The organism is Arthrobacter sp. BB-1, assembly GCF_006151685.1.
Taxonomy (GTDB): Bacteria; Actinomycetota; Actinomycetes; order Actinomycetales; family Micrococcaceae; genus Arthrobacter.
Genome location: NZ_VDEV01000033.1, coordinates 122429 through 140593, shown reverse-complemented (window position 1 = coordinate 140593; position 18165 = coordinate 122429). Strand labels below are relative to the sequence as shown.

Sequence of the window (18165 nt, the reverse complement as noted above, 5' to 3'; positions counted from 1 at the left end):
GCCCAGTTGCTTCCCGGTTGCGGGTCCGCTCAGTCCGCTGCTGCGCGGAATTCCGGGTGTCCGTGCCGGGGAAACCGGAAGTAACTGGGCTGGAACGCACGCGGCAAGCTGAAGCTTAGGGTGCGAACGCGTTTCCGGATAAGCGGTTTTGCGGTGCCCTGTTATCCGCAGATGCGGACTATTATGGCCGGATGGGTCTTATTCGCGTCTCCGAAGCTGCCCGGTTCCTGGGTGTCAGTGACGATACCGTGCGGCGCTGGACGGAGAACGGGAGCCTGACGCCGCGTAAGGACAACGCCGGCCGGCTCGCGGTTGATGGCCTGGAACTGGCGCGGCACGCACAGAAACTGGCGCAGCTCCCGGACGATCCGCACCGCACGGGCAGTTCGGCCCGCAACCGGTTCGTCGGACTTGTCACCGGCATCAAGGCGGACAGCGTCATGGCCCAGGTGGAACTGCAGTGCGGACCCTTCCGCGTGGTGTCCCTGATGAGCAGCGAGGCCGTCAATGAACTGGGGCTGGAACTCGGCTCCGTGGCCACGGCCGTGGTCAAGGCCACCACGGTCATCATCGAAACCCCGCAGGGAAAGGGCGCCGCGTGACGCGGGCGCGGCGGGCCGTGGCCTTGCTTACGGCAGTCCTGTTCGCGGCACCGCTCGCCGCCTGTGCCGGCGGCGCGGGCAACAGTACCGCCGGCGGCAACGCCACTCAGGGAACGGGCAAGGGAGCGGACCAGGAAACGCTGACGGTTTTCGCCGCGGCGTCCCTAAAAACCAGCTTCACCGAGCTTGCTGAACGGTTCGGAAAGGAGAACCCCGGAACCAGCGTGACCCTCAGCTTTGCCGGTTCAGCCGACCTGGCCACCCAGATCAGCCAGGGTGCGCCTGCGGACGTGTTCGCCTCGGCGGATGACAGGAACATGGCCAAGCTGCAGGATGCGGGCCTGGTGGACGGCGACCCGCGCGACTTCGCCACCAACACCCTGGCCATCGCAGTTCAGGCAGGCAACCCGGCAGGGATCGGATCCTTCGCGGACCTTGCCAGGAGCGGTACGAAACTTGTGATGTGCGCCCGCCAGGTGCCCTGCGGAGCCGCCGCGGCCGCCGTCGAACAGCAAACGGGAACGGACCTCAGTCCGGTCAGCGAGGAAAACTCCGTGGCCGATGTCCTGGGCAAAGTGACCTCCGGCGAGGCCGACGCCGGACTCGTGTATGTCACCGATGTCCGGGCAGCCGGAGGCAAGGTGGAGAACATTCCCTTCCCGGAGGCCGCCGGAGCGGTGAACACATACCCGATCGCAACGTTGGCCGGCAGCCGGCACAAGGCCGCCGCCGCAAAGTTCCTGGAACTGGTCACCGGCCCCGGTGGCCGGGAAATCCTGGCTGCCGCCGGGTTTGGGCCGGGCCGCTAATGGCAGCAGATGAGGCGCAGCGCGTGACCGGCAGGCGTCCGGGCGGGCGGCAGGCCGGCCAACGGCACAAGGAAACCGGGCACCAGAGGTACACAGGCATTCCCCGGTGGCTGTACGCGCTGGCAGTGCTCGCCGCCACAGTGGTGGTCCTGCCGCTTGTGGCCATGGTGGCGCGGGTCAACTGGGCCAACTTCCTGCCGCTGGTCACGTCCGAGTCCGCCCTTGCGGCGCTGGGCCTGAGCCTGCGGACCTCGGCGGCGAGTACTGCCCTGTGCATCGTGCTGGGCGTTCCGCTGGCCGTGGTCCTTGCCCGCGGCACACTTCCGCTGCTGGGGCTCCTGCGCTCGCTGGTGCTGCTCCCGCTGGTCCTGCCGCCCGTGGTGGGCGGCATCGCCCTCCTGTACACCTTCGGACGGCAGGGCCTCCTCGGCGGGGCGATTCACGTGCTGGGGCTGCAGATCGCGTTTTCCACCACGGCCGTGGTTCTGGCCCAGACGTTTGTGGCACTGCCGTTCCTGGTGGTCAGCCTCGAGGGTGCGCTGCGCACCGGCGGACACAGGTACGAGGCCGTGGCAGCGACGCTCGGCGCATCGCCGGGAACCGTCTTCCGCCGCGTCACGCTGCCGCTCGTCCTGCCGGGCCTGGCATCCGGGGCGGTCCTCGCCTTTGCCAGGAGCCTGGGCGAATTCGGCGCCACCCTCACGTTCGCGGGCAGCCTGCAGGGGGTCACCCGGACGCTGCCGCTGGAAATCTACCTGCAGCGAGAGACCGACCCGGACGCCGCCGTTGCGCTTTCCCTGGTGCTGGTGGCCGTGGCAGTCGCCGTGGTGGCACTCGCCTACCGGCGCCCCGCGGGCAGGACACGCGGCCTCAAGGCTTCCGGACAGCGGCCGACGGCGGCTGCCGCACCGGGCGGGGACGTGCCGTGACGTTCTCGTTCCAGGCAGCCGTGGCTGAGCGCGGTTTCGACGTCGCCTTCTCCCTGGGGCCTGCCGAAACCGTGGCAGTGATGGGGCCCAACGGGGCGGGCAAGTCGACGCTGTTCTCGATTATTGCGGGGCTGCTGCGGCCGGACAGCGGACGGGCCGAGCTGGACGGCCGGGCCCTGTTCCAGGTGGGGGACGGCCGGAACCAGTGGGTCCCGCCCCACCTCCGCGGCACGGCATTGCTCGCACAGGAACCGCTGCTCTTCCCGCATCTCACCGCGGTGCACAACGTGGCCTTCGGTCCACGCAGCGCGGGTACGCCCAAGTGCCCGGCCAAGGCCAAGGCGCTGCAGTGGTTGGCCGAAGTGGAGGCTGCAGACCTTGCAGCCCGCCGCCCCGCGGAGCTTTCCGGCGGGCAGGCGCAGCGCGTTGCCGTGGCCCGGGCGCTCGCCGCGGATCCCGGGCTCCTCCTCCTCGATGAACCGATGGCCGCGCTGGATATCCACTCGGCCCCGCTGCTCCGGCGGCTGCTCAAGCACGTCCTCGCGGACCGGCCGGCGATTATCATTACCCATGACGTCCTGGACGCGCTGATGCTGGCGGACAGGGTGGTCATCCTTGGAAACGGGCGCATCGCCGAGGAGGGCCCCACGCGGCAGGTGCTGCAGCGGCCGCGCAGCGCCTTCGGAGCCGGACTCGCCGGGCTCAACTTCATTCCCGGAACGTATGCCGGGGATGGCGTCCTGGCAGGCCGGGGGCAGCACATTGCCGGCCACAGCGAGGACCCCATCCCGCCGGGCCAGGCCGCCGTGGCCGTGTTCCCGCCGTCGTCCGTATCCGTGTTCCTCACCGACGCCCATGGAAGTCCTCGCAATTCCTTCGAGGTGGCCATCACGGACCTCGAACCGCACGGCGACTTCATCCGGGTCAGGGCAGGAAGCCTCGCGGCGGACATCACTCCGGCGGCGTCGGCGGACCTCGGCCTGGTCCCCGGCCTGCCGGTGCACTTCGTGGTGAAGGCGACGGCGGTTTCGGTCTACCCGTTGTAAGAGGAAAGCCGCGCGGAGCGCCTACATGCCGGGCAGGTCCAGGGTTTCGTAGACCTGGATGCTGGCTCCGGGCATCATCAGGTGGGGATGGCCGTCCAGCAGCGCCTGGGCTCCGGCAAGATCGTCAGCCTGGAGGATGCTGTAGCCTGCCGCCCCCGTCTTGGCTTCAGTGGCCCCCGTCGCCGTGATTTCCGTTCCGGCGCCCAAGGGGCTTCCCATGTCCACGATGCCGTCCCCGGCACGCGCGGCCCATTCCATCCAGGCCTTCATCCCCTCCTGCGCGGCTTCGGGCGAACTTTCCGCCATCTGGGCCTGGGCTGACTGCTGTGCGAAGTAAAGAACAACAAACTTTTTCATGGATTGTCCCCTCTGTACTGCGCCGGCGGCACGCTGCTCCCGGCCACAGGCCGATAGTAGAGCGCATGGCTGCGAATGGGAACAGGAGCGGTGGAGGCAGATAGGGCCGGTTGCCCCTTCCGCTTTAGTGGTGGGCCTGTTTCGCTGTAGGCAAACAGTTCCGGTAAAGCGTCCCCAAATCAAAGTTGAGCGTAGTACACTCAACTTAGGAAATCTGCCCCCGAAAGGAGCTCTCTTTGGACGTCAAATTCACCACCAAGAGCCAGGAGGCTCTCTCGGCTGCGGCCATGAACGCCTCCACGGCGGGAAACCCCCAGGTGGAGCCCGCGCACCTGCTCAAGGCGCTGATGGACCAGCGCGAAGGGGTGGCCGTGGCCCTGCTGCGCGCCACCGGCGCCGATCCGGACTCCGTCAGCGTGCAGGCGAGCAGCGCCATCAAGGCGCTGCCGGCCACCTCCGGCGGCTCCAGCCAGCAGGCCCAGCTTTCGCGCCCCGCCCTGCAGGCAATCCAGACCGCCAAGAATGAAGCCGACCGGCTGGGGGACACCTTCGTGTCCACCGAGGTCCTCCTGCTGGGCCTGTCCGCCGGAAATGACGCCGCAGCACGCCTGCTGCGCGACGCCGGTGCCTCCCATGAGGCGCTCCTCGCCGCGCTGCCGGGTGTCCGCGGAGACCGTAAGGTGGACAGCCAGGATCCGGAGAATACCTTCCAGGCACTGGAGAAGTACGGCACCGACCTTACTGCCATGGCCCGTGCCGGCAAGCTGGATCCCGTGATCGGCCGGGACTCCGAAATCCGGCGCGTGGTCCAGGTCCTGTCCCGCCGCACCAAGAACAACCCGGTGCTCATCGGCGAGCCGGGCGTGGGCAAGACTGCCGTGGTGGAAGGGCTGGCGCAGCGGATGGTGGCGGGCGACGTCCCCGAAAGCCTGCGCGGCAAGACGCTCATCTCCCTGGACCTCGGTTCCATGGTTGCCGGCGCGAAGTACCGCGGCGAGTTCGAGGAGCGGCTGAAGGCGGTCCTCGAGGAAATCAAGGGCTCCGAGGGCCAGATCGTCACCTTCATTGACGAAATCCACACGGTGGTCGGGGCGGGCGCCACCGGTGACTCTTCCATGGACGCCGGAAACATGCTCAAGCCCATGCTGGCCCGCGGCGAGCTGCGGCTGATCGGTGCCACCACCCTGGATGAATACCGCGAAAACATCGAGAAGGACGCGGCCCTCGAACGCCGCTTCCAGCAGGTGTACGTCGGCGAGCCCAGCGTGGAGGACACCATCGGCATCCTCCGCGGCCTCAAGGAACGCTACGAGGCGCACCACAAGGTGTCCATCGCAGACTCTGCCCTCGTGGCGGCCGCAACCCTCTCCAACCGCTACATCTCAGGCCGCCAGCTGCCGGACAAGGCCATCGACCTGGTGGACGAGGCCGCTTCACGGCTCCGGATGGAGATCGACTCCGCCCCGGAGGAGATCGACCAGCTGCGGCGCCAGGTGGACCGGCTCACCATGGAGGAGCTGGCCCTGACCGGGGAATCGGACCCGGCCTCAGTGGAGCGGCTGGCGGCTCTCCGGGCGGACAAGGCTGACAAGGAAGAGGAGCTCTCTGCCCTGAACGCCCGGTGGGAGGCCGAGAAAGCGGGGCTCAACCGGGTGGGTGACCTGAAGGCGAAACTGGATGAGCTGCGCAGCGCTGCGGACAAGGCCCAGCGCGAGGGCGACCTGGAGGCTGCATCGCGGATCCTCTACGGGGAAATCCCGGCGCTGGAACGCGAGCTGAACGCCGCCGCCGAGGCGGAAGCCGCCGTGACGGACAAGTCCTCGCAGATGGTGGCCGAGGAAGTCACGGCAGAGGATATCGCCGAGGTCATTTCCGCCTGGACCGGCATCCCCGCCGGCCGCATGCTGCAGGGCGAGAGCCAGAAGCTGCTGCACATGGAGCAGGAGCTCGGGAAGCGGCTGATCGGCCAGTCGAAGGCTGTTACTGCAGTCTCCGATGCCGTCCGGCGCGCGCGTGCCGGGATCAGCGACCCCAACCGCCCCACCGGTTCGTTCCTGTTCCTGGGCCCCACCGGCGTCGGCAAGACGGAGCTGGCCAAGGCGCTCGCGGACTTCCTGTTCGACGACGAACGCGCCATGGTGCGGATTGACATGTCCGAGTACGGCGAGAAGCACTCCGTGGCCCGGCTCGTGGGCGCGCCTCCGGGCTACGTGGGCTACGAGGAGGGCGGCCAGCTGACGGAAGCCGTCCGCCGTCGTCCTTACTCCGTGGTGCTGCTGGACGAGGTGGAGAAGGCCCACCCCGAGGTGTTCGACATCCTCCTGCAGGTGCTCGACGACGGTCGCCTTACCGATGGCCAGGGCCGCACGGTGGATTTCCGCAACGTGATCCTGGTGCTGACCTCCAACCTGGGCAGCCAGTTCCTGGTGGACCAGTCGCTGGACGCGGAGGCCAAGCGGAACGCCGTTATGGCCACCGTCAACGCCTCCTTCAAGCCCGAGTTCCTGAACCGGCTGGATGAGGTTGTGCTGTTCGACGCCCTGAGCGTCGAGGAGCTGGCACACATCGTCGAGCTGCACGTGGCGGAGCTGGGGCGCCGGCTGTACGAGCGGCGGCTAACCCTGGAAGTCACCGATGGCGCCAAGGCATGGCTGGCGCTCTCCGGTTACGACCCCGCCTACGGCGCCCGGCCGCTGCGCCGCCTCGTGCAGCGGGAAATCGGCGACCGCCTGGCGAAAGCCATCCTGGCCGGCGAGATCAGCGACGGCGACACCGTGCTGGTGGACACGGCGGCGGACCTGGGGGAGCTCTCCGAGGGCAGCGTGGATGTCCTGACGGGGGCACCCGGCTCCGGGCTCTCGGTCCGGCGGAAGGACTGACTGCAGGGTTGCTGCCCTGGCGGCCTGGCCGCTAGGGCAGCACGCTTGCGTTGATCACATTGCCGCCCGGGGCGGTCACATAGCAGTCAACCCTGCGGTCGCCGGACTCCCAGCTGGTGGTGCTGGGAAAGCTGCGCTCGTAGTTCAGGTCGTAGTCGTTGGCGGCCGGGCCCAGCCTGGCCGCCTGGCACGCTTCCAGTGCCTTGGCCTTCAGCGCCTCGGCGCCGGGGTAGGACCCTCCCTCCGGGTAGCGGAACAATGCCACGAGCTGGGCGGAATGTCCGGTATCGCAGGGCACCACGGTGGAGGACAGGGACTCGGGGTCGAAGTCCTTGAAGCAGTCGCCCAGAGCGTAATCGGCGGGCGGGACCCCTTCACGGGGGAGCGGCAACGGTGTTGCAGGCGGCGTGACAGCGGTTTCCAGCACGCCGGGAACCGGGCCCCGTGAAGTGCCCGTATCCGGGTTGGAGTCCAGCCACAGGGCAAGCCACACCAGCGAGCCGATGACGGCCAGCAGCACGGCCACAAAAAACGCTATCCACAGCGTCCGCCGCTTCACCCGGCCGGGCCCCGGCGCATGGCCGTCCTGCGGTTCCATGTGCGGGTGGAGGACCGGCTGGGCTGCGGGGGCAGGCACGCGCGGCAGCCCGGCCGTGGGAGGCGAGGAGGGCCTGGGCGGGACGTCCTGGTTGTTCACGGGGATGGATCCTCCTGCGTTCTCTCCGCGGCGGGCAGCCGGTCTGCGGCCTGTATCAGCAGTTGTCCAAGTGACTCTACCGAAGAAAAAAGCCGGAAACCCGCGGGTTGGGGCCACGGATGGTAACCCAAACCACGTCCGGGGGGCGTGCGTGGCAAGCGGGGGCAGTCGAAAGCATGTAATCTAGGTGTACGACAAATTGACCAAACATTCCGGGGCCTCACCGATAGCCAAGGTGACCACCTCCGGTCCAAGTACAAAAGGGGGTCACGCCATGGGGCGCGGCCGTCAAAAGGCAAAAGCTACCAAGCAGGCTCGGGATATCAAGTACTACTCCCCGAACACTGACTACTCGGCACTTCAGCGTGAGCTGACGGGTCCTAGCAGTCGTGCCACGAGCCATTACGCGAATGAGCCGGTTGAGCCGGACTATTCGGCTTATGTGGATAAGTACGCGGATGATTTGGAAGAAGACGACGACGAGGTAGATACCCGTCGGATCGGCTAGTTGTCGCAAGGTGCTGTTGCCGTTACCGGGCAGCCCTGTGACGCCGCAGCACTAACGGATCCATAGCGGATCTTGGTCCCCGGACCGGTGCGGCGCTTCTTTTTCGGCACCTGGATCCTCACGGGTCCCAGGTGCTGACTTCAGTTATTGGGCCCGCTGCCCGCACCTCATCGGTGCAGGCGGCGGGCTTTCTGCTGCCCTCCGCCGGCCAGTCCCACGGCCAGGACGGACGCCAGGACCAGGGCGGAGGCGGGCGCCAGGACCGCCCACGGCGCGCGCTCAACGTAACCCATCCCTTCCGCCAGGACGAGTCCCCACTCCGGCGAGGGCTGCTGCGGGCCCAGCCCCAGGAACCCGAGGGCCGCGAGGGCGAGTGCGGTTCCCGGCAGCCGGAGCATCGCATGGCGCAGCAGCGGGGCGGCCACCGCCGGAAGGACATAGCGGAGCATGATGCGCGCCCTGCCCACCCCGAGCACCGGCAGGATCCGCACATAGGGCTGGGCCCTTGCTTCTTGGGCCAGAGCCGCCGTATGCGCGGCCAGGGGTGCCCAGCTCACGGCGGCCACGGCGAGGGCCGCGCCGTGTGCCGAAGGCCCGGTGAGCGCCGCAACAACCAGGCCGGCCAGGATGGGCGGTGCCGCGTTGGTTACCTCCAGCGGCCCCGTGGCGGCAAGCGGGAAGAGTCCGACGGCGATTCCCACGGCGAGGCAGGCCAGCACCACTACCAGCGCTGTCCCCAGTGTCCCCACGGCCCCGTGCCCCACCCGCGCCAGGAGGTCCCGGCCGCTGGCGTCGGCACCGAACGGAAGCGCCCAGGTGGGCGGGGCCAGCCGGGCGTGCCCGGAGGTGAAGGGGTCGCGGAGCAGCCCTGCCCCGACGACCAGGAGCAGGGCCAGTCCGGCGGCCGCCGGTACGGCCAACTGCCGGCGGTTCCCCGGCCGCAGCGGCTCAGGAAGCGGAACCGTTCCGAAGCGGACCGCAGGCCCGATCAGCAGGTGCCGCACCGCCGTCGTCAGCGTCCCAACCAGCAGGGCAAACCCCATCAGGGCCAGCATGCCCGCCTGCAGCGTGGGGATGTCCTGCGCGCTGGCGGCGCCCAGCAGCGCCCGGCCGAGCCCGGGGATGGCGTACGTCTTTTCCACTGCCACTGCGCCGCCGGTCAGCCCCACCAGGACCAGGCCGGTCTGCGGCAGCACGGCGGGAAGCGCACGGCGGAGCACCGCAGCAGTCAGCCGTGCAGGTCCAGCCCCTGCCATCCGCCACGTGGCCACCCACTTCTCCGCGAACGCTGCCCGGATGGCGTCGGAGGCCAGCAGCCCCATCAGCCCGCCTGCCGGAAGCCCAAGCGAAAGGGCCGGCAGGACGGCATGCTCCGGACCCTGCCAGCCGAAGGGCGGAAACCACCGCAGCCAGATGGCGCCCACCACCAGCAGCACGGCGGCCAGGAGGAATTCCGGCAGGGACGTCAGCGCAGCGGAAAGGGCGCCCGACGCCGGCCTGCGCCGCCCCTGCAACCCGTCCCACACCGCCGGCACGCATGCCAGGAGCGCAACGAACGCCGCCGAACCTACCGCGAACCCCATCAGGGTCACCGAGACGCCCAGCGCGGCCGCAATCCCGGGTCCCACGGCTGTGTTGCTGATCCAGGACGTGCCGAGGTCCCCGGCGAAGATCCCCTGGGCCCAGGACAGGAGCATGGCCGCCGGCCCCTGCTCCAGGCCGAGCTCTGCGCGGATGGCGGCGAGTGCCTCCGGTGTGGGTTCCCGGTCCGAGTACCTGGCCCGCAGGACGGTGTATTCGGCGCCGCGGCCCGAAAGCCACGGCATCATTCCGATCAGCATTACCAGGGCCAGCAGCGCGAGGACCCGCGACGCGGTGGTTTTCGCTGAAGCCGATACGCCGGACATCAGCGGGCGCCGCCCGTAATCCCAGTCCTGCTGGTCATCAGTGCACGCTCGCGCGGATCCCGCTCCACCCCGCGAACCCGGGCAGATTCGCCCTGGATGACGCGTTCGTGGAGCAGCGGAATGGCGGCGTCCCGGGCCAGGATGAGGCTTTCTGCGGCGGCAATGGCGGCACGGCGTTCCCTGCCGGCAGGAATGGCCGCGGCTGTGGCCAGGGCTGCGTCCACCCGGGGATCGCAGAACTGGGAGATGTTGAAGGACCCGGCGCACGAGAAATCGCTGTACAGGTAAGCCACCGGGTCACCGGAATCCAGGACGGTGGCGCGCGAGAGGATGAAGGCATCAAACTTCCCCGCCAGCGCGTCCGCCTCGATGTGCTGGTACTCCCGGACGTCCTGTTCCACGGTAAAGCCGGCGGCTTCCAGCTGCTGTTCCAGCTGGACCGCCACCTCCGGCAACTCAGCGCGGTCCGTGAAGGTGCCGAGCCGGATGGTTGTTCCCTTCACCGCCGCGGCCGCCGCCCGGGTGGCCAGGGCCGCCGCGTACTCCCCGCTTTCCCGCTGCTCCGCCGCCCACGGGAGTGCCGGGCCCAGCAACCCGGCGGCTTTGTCTGCCCGGCCTTCATAGACCCGGTCCACGATGGTGCCGGCGTCGATTGCGGCGCGGGCTGCGGCACGGGCGGCCGGGTCCGCGAAGGGGCCCTCTGCCGTGTTCAGGTACAGGGTGTTGGTCCGCGGCATGGGCACTTCGTGGACCAGTTCGGGGTCGATCTGGGCCACCTGGCCCACCGGAATGGCTTCCACAACATCCGCGTCCCCGGTCCGGAGGGCTGCTGCCCGCGCAGTGCCGTCCGGGACGAACTGGACGTCCACGCCCCCGGCTTCCGCCGGCCCGCCCCAGTACGCATCGAAGCGGTCCAGCCGGGCCGAGCTGGTGCCCTCCACCGAAACCAGGCGGTAGGGCCCGGTACCCGCATTCACGGGACTGACCACGCCGCCTTCCTTGTACGCCGAGGCTGCGAGGATGGCCAGTTGGGGGCTGGACAGCCGCTGGGGCAGGAGCGGATCGGGGGTTGCCGTGGTGATGATGACTGATCCCACGCCTTCCGCCCGGGCGGTGAGTTCCACGCCGTCCAGGATCCGGGGCTTCGGGCTGGCCTGCGCCGCGGCAGTCAGGGATGCAGCGACTTCCACCGGGGTCATGGCTGTTCCATCGTGGAACTCCACGCTGTCCCGGACCGCGAAACGCCAGGAGGTCGGGTCCACCTGCTGCCACCCGGTTGCCAGGGCCGGCTGCGCCTCGCCGAGCTCGTCCAGTTCCACCAGGGTTTCTGCTGTCTTCCACCGTGAAAGCTTGAAGGCGTCATCGCTGAGGGGCGACAGTCCCGAGCGCGGCGGCTGGAGCATTGCCAGTTTGATGCGGTCCCCGCCGTCCACGCTGTCCGCAGCTTGCCCGCCGGTGAAACACCCGGTGAGGCTGATCGTAAGGAGGAGGGCTGAGAGCGTCATGACGCCGGTTTCCAGTCGCATTTTGGGCACGTTGATTACCTGTTTCGATGTGTGATGTGGGTTGGCCAAGGCTCTGGCCCGGTTTTAAGTGCTAGGGAGCAGGGCGCGCGGGTGGCAGGAGCCTGGAAAGTCCGACGGCGGGAATCACCGTGAGTGCCGCCATCACCACCCAGGGCCAGGCGGCTGCGGGGCCGGGCTGGGTGGCCCCTGAGTAGAGCGGTCCCAGGACGACGTTGCCCAGCAGCACCGCGCACCCGCCCATGCTCGCCAGGAGTCCGTAGTAGATGCCGGACCGGCGGCCCAAGGCAAAGTCGAGGACCAGCGGCATGGCCACCGGACCGACGCACATGTGCCCCAGGCAGAGCCCCGCCACCAGCAGCAGTGCCGGCAGGAGCTGGAGTGTGCCGGTGGCAGGGAACTGGACGAGCAGGGCCATTCCGGCGAAGGCGAGGCCCTTGAGGGTGAAGCCGGCGGTGAGCGCATGTCCCGGGCCTATCCGGCCGGTCAGCCGGGAGATGGGCAGCTGCAGCGCAATGGTCAGGACCGAGGCTGCGGCGAACAGCCCGGCCAGCGCGCCGGCCCCCGCCCCGCTCCTGGTTAGTTCGATGGGGAGGCCGAAATAGAGCTGGTTGTACGCCAGGAGGTTGACGCTGTACAGGGCCGCGAAGGCCACAAACCGCCTCTCCCGCAGCATCGCCGCAATCCCTTCACCGCGAGGTGCGGCGGGCCGGATACCCGCAGGTGGGCCGCGCACGGTGTCCGGCGCCTCGGCGGGCACGCTGCGCCACAGCACCACGGTCATCACCGCAAACACCGCTGCCCCCGCCACGGCTGCCCAGCTGAAGGAAACGTCCAGCAGGAGGGCGCCCAGCAGGGGCCCGGCCACCGCACCGATCTCTCCGCAGATGGCGAGGAGCGCAAAAAGTCCCGCGGCCTTCCCGCGGGTGTTCCGCCGTCGTTCTTCCGCCTTGCCCACCAAGGACTCCAGCGCCGGCGAGAACAGCGCACCACCCATGCCTGTGAGGACCGCGCCCAGGAGGAACAGCGGAAAGCTGCCGGCAAGGGCCAGGGTGAGGTAGCCGGAAATGCGCACGAGGCAGCCCACCAGCATGGCCCGCCGCGGCCCCCACCTGTCCGTGATCATCCCGCCCGCCAGGAACAGCCCCTGCTGGCTGAAGACCCTGGCTCCCAGGACAACACCCACGGCCGTGGCGGTCATGCCGAAGTCCTGGGTCATGACCAGGGCCAGGAACGGCACCACGGCATAGAAGCCGATGTTGAAAACAAGCTGGCTTGCCAGGAGCAGGCGGGGTGCCGGGCGCGGCGTTGTTGCTGTCCGTTCTGCACCGCTGAGGGCCGTCACAGAGCGGCCGCCGGGACGGCGTAGGGGAGTTGGGTGCCGGCTGAAGCCTCCACGAGCGCGACGGCGGCCGGGCTGACGGGACTCGACAGCACCTGGTCGGTGGGCGCGTGCTCCACGATCCGGCCGCGTGAAAGGACGGCCGTGGTGCCGCACATCCTCGCGGCCGTGGCGAGGCAGTGGGTCACCAGGAGCAGGCCCAGGCCCTCGTCCCGCACCAGGCGGTCCAGCAGCAAGAGGACATTGTCCCGCAAGGGGAGGTCCAGGCCGCTGACGGGCTCGTCTGCCAGCAGGTACGCGGGCTGCAGCACCAGCGCGCGGGCGATGGCCACCCGCTGGTTCTGGCCGCCGGACAGCTCGCCGGGGCGGCGTTCCATCAGGGCAGCGGACATCTCGACGCGTTCCAGCGCCCGGACCGCCAGCTGGCCATGGTTTCCCGGTGCCCGGAGCTGCCGCAGCGGCTCCTTCAACAGTTGCGCAACAGTCATGCGGGGGTCGAGGCTACCGGCCGGGTTCTGCGGGATGTACTGAACTGCCTTGCGGTACCAGCGCAGCGATCTTACGGGCCCGGGCCTTACCGCCCGGGCGCCGAGTGTGACCGTGCCGGCGTCGGGCTTTGCCAGTGCCAGGAGGATCCGCGCCAGGGTGGACTTGCCGGAGCCGGAGCTCCCCACCAAGGCAGTGCTGGTGCCCGGGGAAATCTGCAGGCTGACGTTGTGCAGTGTTCCTGCGGGCCGGCCCTTGCGGAAACCGGGCCTGGTGTAGGCGAAGGAGATGCCGTCGGCGGTGAGCGGTTCCATCACGCTGCAGCTGCCGTCCGTGCAGCGGTCATGGGCTGTGCCGCGCGGGCGGCTGCCTGGACCAGGCGGCGCGTGTAGGGGTGCTGCGGGCTCTCGAACAACTCGGCCATGGGTGCCTGCTCCACGATCCGTCCCGCTTCCATCACAATGGCGCGGGTGCACAGCGCGGCGGCTGCAGTGAGGTCGTGGGTAATGAAGACTAGGCTGCGGCCCCCGGCGCCCCATGCGCGGAGGGTCGCGATTACTTTCAGCTGGCTGACGGCGTCAAGGGCGGTGGTGGGTTCGTCGGCCACCAGGACGGAACTGCCGCAGGCCAGGGCCAGGGCGATGCAGACGCGCTGCAGCTGTCCGCCGGACAACTGGCCTGTATAACGCGGAAGAACTTGGCCGGGGTCCTCGATGCCTGCCCGTGCCAGCAGCCGGGCCGCTTCAGCCGTTGCTTCTGCGCGGTTGGACCCCTTGGCGAGCAACGGGATGGCAAGCTGCTTGCCGACGGGAACAAGCGGGTTGAGGGCTGTTGCCGGGTCTTGGCTGATGAAGGCTGCCTTGCCCGGCACTGGTCCCGCCGGATAGGAGATCGTCCCACTGGCAGTGATCCCCTCGGGAAGCGAGCCAGCCAGCGCCGACGCCGTGAGGGACTTGCCCGACCCCGAGGCTCCCAGCAGGGCAACGCACTCACCAGCCCCTATTGAAAAGGTCAGGGGATGCACCAGTTGCCCGGTGCCGCTGGAGAGGGCAAGGTCTGTCACGGACAGGGCGGACGGAGGCATGGAAACGTCGATTCTTGGGCGGATCACTAAGGGTCGAGACACATGCTATCAAGAATCATTATCATTTAGGACAAGCGCGGGTTCGATGCCCACTATGCAAACGTTGTTGCGCGCGAAAGAGCCGCAGTCAATGACGGGGGCTCTTAGCGTGAAAACTCAGGGGGGACGGCCCGTCGCACTCGTTGGGGGTTTGGGTGTAGGCGTTGACCGGCCGGACGGCCCGTCGTCCAGAGCCTGACGCCGTGTACGTCATCGGGGCGGGACTGGTGCTCTGTATGTAATTGGGGGCGGGTTGAGGGTGGATCCGGGGGTTGGCTGTTGGGCACAAAAGAGCCCCAGCCGATATCGGCTGGGGCTCTTTGCGTGGATCCGGATTGGGGACGGTGCGCTGGGCGCGTTGTGGATTGTCCCTCAATCCAGTCCGCTGAACTGCTAGTTATTCACGATGCGAACCGGGCCGGTGGCGGTATCGCAGACGGTCTGCTCGGTGCCGGTGGCGTCTACTGCTTCACCAAGCACTGCGATCGATCCGATGTCAGCGACGTCGCAAAGGGTTGCTGCGACGCTGGCGGCCACATTGACGTCAACAGCATCCTTGACGGTGACGTCGCCGACCGTTACGTTGACGAGGCCATCATTCAGAGTGTTGTTGTTTGCTGCCTGCGAAGGTCCGGCAACGGCGCCCAGCAAGAACAGGCTTCCAGCGGCTGCGGCGGTGGCTTTCTTAAGAACTGACATGGTTTTTGCTCCCTTGGATATTGGCCTGGCGCCCTATCGGGCAGTCCGGAATGAGTACTCCGACTGGCTGCTACCGTGCTGGTGCGCGGCGCAAGTACCTGGCGTGTCTGTGGTTGCTTCTTCTGGCTTCCGCCGGATCGGCGGGGAAGGCGGACCAACTGTGCGGGCGCCCAAGCGCCGGTTGTTCGGGCTGGGCATCAGGCCTTCGGAAGGCCCCGCGTTGATCATCTGTATTGCGCTTCCAATTAACAGCCTAAAGCTAAGCATGCTTAGTAGTCAAGGGAAGTGAGTGTTCTACCTCGGATTTCCGGTTCTGGCGGCATTCCAGGGGCACCGGTTAAAAGCAATCGAGTGCTCCGTACCTGCCGTTCTGATGGGTCAAAACGGCAGGTACGGAGCACTCGCTAAGGGTTTAGGCGTATGCGTTCACCAGGCGGACAGCGCCGCCGTCAACGCCCTTGGCGCCCTGCACATAATCGGGGCCGGACTTGAGGATGGAATCCGAATCCTCGGTGACGGTGCCCATGATCCAGGACGGCAGGCCGCGGTCGTTCAAGCGTGAGACTGCGGCGTCGGCGGCATCGGCGGAGACGATGGCCACCATGCCCACGCCCAGGTTCAGAGTGCGCTCAAGGTCTGCCAGCGGCACGTTGCCCAGTTCGGACACCAGCTTGAAGATGGCCGGCAGTTCCCAGGTGTTCCGGTCCACGGTAGCCACCAGGCCTTGGGGGAGGACGCGTGCCAGGTTGGCGGCGAGGCCCCCGCCGGTGACGTGGCTGAAGCCGTGCACGGCGGACGTCCCGGTGACGGGGAAGGCGCGGGCAAGGTCCAGGCAGTCCGCGGCGTACACCCGGGTGGGCTCGAGGAGCTCCTCGCCCAGCGTGCGGCCCAGTTCGGAGACCTGGCGGTCCAGTGCCCAGCCGGCGTGGTTGATCACGCGGCGGACCAGGGAGTAGCCGTTGGAATGCAGGCCGGAGGAGGCCATGCCGATAACAACGTCGCCTGCGCGGACCCGGTCGGGTCCCAGGAGCTGGTCGGCTTCAACCACGCCGGTGGCTGCTCCGGCGACGTCGTACTCGTGCTCGCCCAGGAGGCCGGGGTGCTCGGCGGTCTCGCCGCCCACCAGTGCTGTCCCGGCCACGGAACAGGCTGCAGCGATGCCGCGGACGATATCGGCGATGCGCTCAGGCACTACTTTTCCGCAGGCGATGTAGTCGGTCATGTACAGCGGCTCCGCGCCGACCACAACGATGTCATCAACCACCATGCCCACCAGGTCGAACCCGATGGTGTCGTGGATGTCCATGGCCTGCGCTATGGCAACCTTGGTGCCCACGCCGTCGGTGGACGTGGCCAGCAGCGGCCTCTTGTAGGTCAGGAGCCTGGAGACGTCATAGAGGCCGGCGAACCCGCCCACCCCGCCAATCACCGAGGAGTTGTGGGTGGCCTTGACGGCACCCTTCATCAGCTCGACGGCGCGGTCCCCGGCTTCAACGTCGACGCCGGCAGAGGCGTAGGTGATGCCGGCTGCGTTACCGGGGGTGTTGCCAGGGGCAGGAGCAGCGGAAGTCATACGGACTCTTTCTTGTCAGCGTCGGGGGTGGTGACTGCCTGATGAATCTCCGGCACGAGATCGGCGTCGGTCAGCAGGTTTTCAAACTCGGAGTCCGGTCCGGGATCGCACCCGGTGGCTCCGGACTTCTCCGCCGGATCCTCCTCGGAATCGACGGAAAGGGCCGCTGTTGCGCCCGGAAGGGCCGACGGCGAGGGCTTCAGTCCGCCGAGGTCCTTGCGTTCCAGCAGGTTCTTGCCCAGCTTGTCCGAGCCCGGAAGTTCGATGGGGTACTTGCCTGTGAAGCAGGCGGTGCAGAGCCGTTCCCGCGGCTGCCGGGTGGCGCCGATCATCCCGTCCTCGGAGATGTAGGCCAGGGAGTCCGCGCCGATGGCCTGCGAGATTTCGTCGATGGTGGCGCCGTTGGCGATCAGCTCGGCCCGGGAGGCGAAGTCGATGCCGTAGAAGCAGGGCCACTGCACGGGCGGGGAGGAGATCTTGACGTGGACGGCGGCTGCCCCGGCCTCCCGGAGCATGCGGACAATGGCGCGCTGGGTGTTGCCGCGGACGATGGAGTCATCCACCACCACAACGCGCTTGCCGCGGATCACGGATTCAAGGGCGTTGAGCTTCAGCCGGATACCCAGCTGGCGGAGGGTCTGGGACGGCTGGATGAAGGTGCGGCCCACGTAGGAGTTCTTGACGAAGCCATGGGCAAAGGGAATGCCGGATTCCTCGGCGTAGCCCACGGCTGCCGGCGTGCCGGACTCCGGGACAGGGATGACGATGTCCGCCACCTGCGTGTTCTCGCGGGCAAGCTGGCGGCCCATCTCCACGCGGGACTCATACACGGAACGGCCGGCGATGGCGGCGTCCGGACGCGCAAGGTAGACGTATTCGAAAACGCAACCGGCCGGCGTCGGCTCCGCAAAACGCTGCGACCGTACGCCCTGCTCGTCAATGGCGATGAATTCGCCCGGCTCGATTTCGCGGATGAAGCTGGCGCCCACGGTGGCGAGGCCGGACTGCTCGGAAGCGACCACCCAGCCGCGCTCCAGCCGGCCAAGGACCAGCGGGCGGATGCCGTAGGTGTCCCTGGCGGCATACAGCGTGCCTTCATCCATGAAGACGAAGCAGAAGCCCCCCTTGATCTTGGGCAGGAGCTCGATGGCGGTCTCTTCGAGGCTCTTGCCCGGTTCACCCTCCAGCAGCGCGGTGACCAGGGCGGTGTCCGAGGTGTTGCCCTGCTTCATTTCGCCGGTGAGCTGGTCGCCGTGGCGCTCCTGGATCATGGCATTGAGCTCGGCCGTGTTGGTCAGGTTGCCGTTGTGTGCCAGGGCGACGGTGCCGGTGCTGGTGGCGCCGAGGGTGGGCTGCGCGTTGGCCCAGTGGCTCGCGCCGGTGGTGGAGTAGCGGCAGTGTCCCACCGCCAGGTGCCCGGTCAAGGTGTTCAGCGTGGTCTCGTCGAAGACCTGGGAGACGAGTCCCATGTCCTTGTAGACGTTGATCCGCTTGCCGTCGCTGGTGGCAATACCAGCCGACTCCTGACCGCGGTGCTGCAGTGCATACAGCCCGTAATAGGTAAGTTTTGCTACTTCTTCACCTGGTGCCCAGACTCCGAAGACGCCACAAGCGTCCTGCGGGCCTTTTTCGCCAGGGAGAAGATCATGGGAAAGTTTTCCATCGCCGCGTGCCACTGGTCGATT

Annotated in this window: 16 protein-coding genes; 6 read left to right on the top strand and 10 right to left on the bottom strand. The window is 68.1% G+C overall.

All coding sequences use genetic code 11. From position 1 onward, the window contains the following. Positions 1–191: 191 nt before the first annotated feature. Genes FHJ30_RS18305 through FHJ30_RS18290 form a run of 4 tightly spaced genes read left to right on the top strand, consistent with a single transcriptional unit; the run spans position 192 to position 3386 of the window. On the top strand, positions 192–602 hold the full coding sequence (locus FHJ30_RS18305) for a molybdopterin-binding protein (RefSeq protein WP_139030675.1): 411 nt from the start codon (positions 192–194) through the stop codon (positions 600–602). Next, positions 599–1411: a molybdate ABC transporter substrate-binding protein gene (gene modA, locus FHJ30_RS18300; RefSeq protein WP_240793758.1), complete on the top strand. Its 813-nt coding sequence runs from the start codon at positions 599–601 to the stop codon at positions 1409–1411. The genes FHJ30_RS18305 and modA overlap by 4 nt, the downstream gene beginning before the upstream one ends. Further along, on the top strand, positions 1411–2340 hold the full coding sequence (locus FHJ30_RS18295) for an ABC transporter permease (protein WP_240793757.1): 930 nt from the start codon (positions 1411–1413) through the stop codon (positions 2338–2340). Before modA ends, FHJ30_RS18295 begins: the two co-directional genes overlap by 1 nt. Continuing rightward, positions 2337–3386 carry a sulfate/molybdate ABC transporter ATP-binding protein gene (locus tag FHJ30_RS18290; RefSeq protein ID WP_139030674.1) on the top strand — a complete coding sequence of 350 codons (1050 nt, stop codon included), beginning with the start codon at positions 2337–2339 and terminating at the stop codon, positions 3384–3386. The genes FHJ30_RS18295 and FHJ30_RS18290 overlap by 4 nt, the downstream gene beginning before the upstream one ends. A 21-nt stretch (positions 3387–3407) precedes the next feature. Here the strand turns inward: FHJ30_RS18290 and FHJ30_RS18285 are convergent, their stop codons facing one another. Further along, on the bottom strand, positions 3408–3743 hold the full coding sequence (locus FHJ30_RS18285; RefSeq protein ID WP_139030673.1) for a YciI family protein: 336 nt from the start codon (positions 3741–3743) through the stop codon (positions 3408–3410). A gap of 236 nt (positions 3744–3979) precedes the next feature. Here FHJ30_RS18285 and clpB point away from each other — a divergent pair, with 236 nt between their 5' ends. Next, positions 3980–6622 carry an ATP-dependent chaperone ClpB gene (gene clpB, locus FHJ30_RS18280; RefSeq protein WP_139030672.1) on the top strand — a complete coding sequence of 881 codons (2643 nt, stop codon included), beginning with the start codon at positions 3980–3982 and terminating at the stop codon, positions 6620–6622. Between the two features lie 31 nt (positions 6623–6653). Here the strand turns inward: clpB and FHJ30_RS18275 are convergent, their stop codons facing one another. Beyond that, on the bottom strand, positions 6654–7319 hold the full coding sequence (locus tag FHJ30_RS18275; RefSeq protein ID WP_139030671.1) for a septum formation family protein: 666 nt from the start codon (positions 7317–7319) through the stop codon (positions 6654–6656). Between the two features lie 274 nt (positions 7320–7593). Here FHJ30_RS18275 and FHJ30_RS18270 point away from each other — a divergent pair, with 274 nt between their 5' ends. Then, positions 7594–7827: a DUF3073 domain-containing protein gene (locus tag FHJ30_RS18270; protein ID WP_009359485.1), complete on the top strand. Its 234-nt coding sequence runs from the start codon at positions 7594–7596 to the stop codon at positions 7825–7827. A gap of 167 nt (positions 7828–7994) precedes the next feature. Here FHJ30_RS18270 and FHJ30_RS18265 read toward each other — a convergent pair whose 3' ends face one another. The 8 genes from FHJ30_RS18265 to purF all read right to left on the bottom strand — a co-directional run bounded on the left by FHJ30_RS18265 (position 7995) and on the right by purF (position 18156). Next, positions 7995–9734 carry an ABC transporter permease subunit gene (locus tag FHJ30_RS18265; RefSeq protein ID WP_139030670.1) on the bottom strand — a complete coding sequence of 580 codons (1740 nt, stop codon included), beginning with the start codon at positions 9732–9734 and terminating at the stop codon, positions 7995–7997. After that, positions 9734–11260 (bottom strand): ABC transporter substrate-binding protein, encoded by a 1527-nt coding sequence (locus FHJ30_RS18260; protein ID WP_139030776.1) that lies wholly within the window; start codon positions 11258–11260, stop codon positions 9734–9736. Before FHJ30_RS18260 ends, FHJ30_RS18265 begins: the two co-directional genes overlap by 1 nt. A gap of 70 nt (positions 11261–11330) precedes the next feature. Then, a complete protein-coding gene (locus tag FHJ30_RS18255) occupies positions 11331–12602 on the bottom strand; it encodes an MFS transporter (RefSeq protein WP_139030669.1) in 1272 nt (423 codons plus the stop codon). Next, positions 12599–13399, bottom strand: a complete 801-nt coding sequence (locus FHJ30_RS18250; RefSeq protein ID WP_139030668.1) for an ABC transporter ATP-binding protein — start codon at positions 13397–13399, stop codon at positions 12599–12601. The genes FHJ30_RS18255 and FHJ30_RS18250 overlap by 4 nt, the downstream gene beginning before the upstream one ends. Beyond that, complete coding sequence (locus FHJ30_RS18245; RefSeq protein WP_139030667.1) at positions 13399–14169, bottom strand: ATP-binding cassette domain-containing protein; 771 nt, start codon at positions 14167–14169, stop codon at positions 13399–13401. Before FHJ30_RS18245 ends, FHJ30_RS18250 begins: the two co-directional genes overlap by 1 nt. A 432-nt stretch (positions 14170–14601) precedes the next feature. After that, positions 14602–14907 carry a hypothetical protein gene (locus tag FHJ30_RS18240; RefSeq protein WP_139030666.1) on the bottom strand — a complete coding sequence of 102 codons (306 nt, stop codon included), beginning with the start codon at positions 14905–14907 and terminating at the stop codon, positions 14602–14604. Positions 14908–15319: 412 nt separating this feature from the next. Next, entirely contained in the window at positions 15320–16480 is a 1161-nt protein-coding gene (gene purM, locus FHJ30_RS18235; protein ID WP_139030665.1) for a phosphoribosylformylglycinamidine cyclo-ligase, read from the bottom strand. Then, the gene (gene purF / locus FHJ30_RS18230; protein WP_139030664.1) at positions 16477–18156 is read right to left on the bottom strand and encodes an amidophosphoribosyltransferase; all 1680 of its coding nucleotides are present in this window, start codon (positions 18154–18156) and stop codon (positions 16477–16479) included. The genes purM and purF overlap by 4 nt, the downstream gene beginning before the upstream one ends. Between the last annotated feature and the right edge of the window lie 9 nt (positions 18157–18165).

Coding starts and splice junctions, on each gene's coding strand:
- FHJ30_RS18270 (WP_009359485.1), top strand. CDS start 7,594: ATGGGGCGCGGCCGTCAAAAGGCAAAAGCTACCAAGCAGGCTCGGGAT.
- FHJ30_RS18305 (WP_139030675.1), top strand. CDS start 192: ATGGGTCTTATTCGCGTCTCCGAAGCTGCCCGGTTCCTGGGTGTCAGT.
- FHJ30_RS18265 (WP_139030670.1), bottom strand. CDS start 9,734: ATGTCCGGCGTATCGGCTTCAGCGAAAACCACCGCGTCGCGGGTCCTC.
- FHJ30_RS18295 (WP_240793757.1), top strand. CDS start 1,411: ATGGCAGCAGATGAGGCGCAGCGCGTGACCGGCAGGCGTCCGGGCGGG.
- purM (WP_139030665.1), bottom strand. CDS start 16,480: ATGACTTCCGCTGCTCCTGCCCCTGGCAACACCCCCGGTAACGCAGCC.
- FHJ30_RS18260 (WP_139030776.1), bottom strand. CDS start 11,260: ATGCGACTGGAAACCGGCGTCATGACGCTCTCAGCCCTCCTCCTTACG.
- FHJ30_RS18240 (WP_139030666.1), bottom strand. CDS start 14,907: ATGTCAGTTCTTAAGAAAGCCACCGCCGCAGCCGCTGGAAGCCTGTTC.
- FHJ30_RS18245 (WP_139030667.1), bottom strand. CDS start 14,169: ATGCCTCCGTCCGCCCTGTCCGTGACAGACCTTGCCCTCTCCAGCGGC.
- FHJ30_RS18250 (WP_139030668.1), bottom strand. CDS start 13,399: ATGGAACCGCTCACCGCCGACGGCATCTCCTTCGCCTACACCAGGCCC.
- FHJ30_RS18285 (WP_139030673.1), bottom strand. CDS start 3,743: ATGAAAAAGTTTGTTGTTCTTTACTTCGCACAGCAGTCAGCCCAGGCC.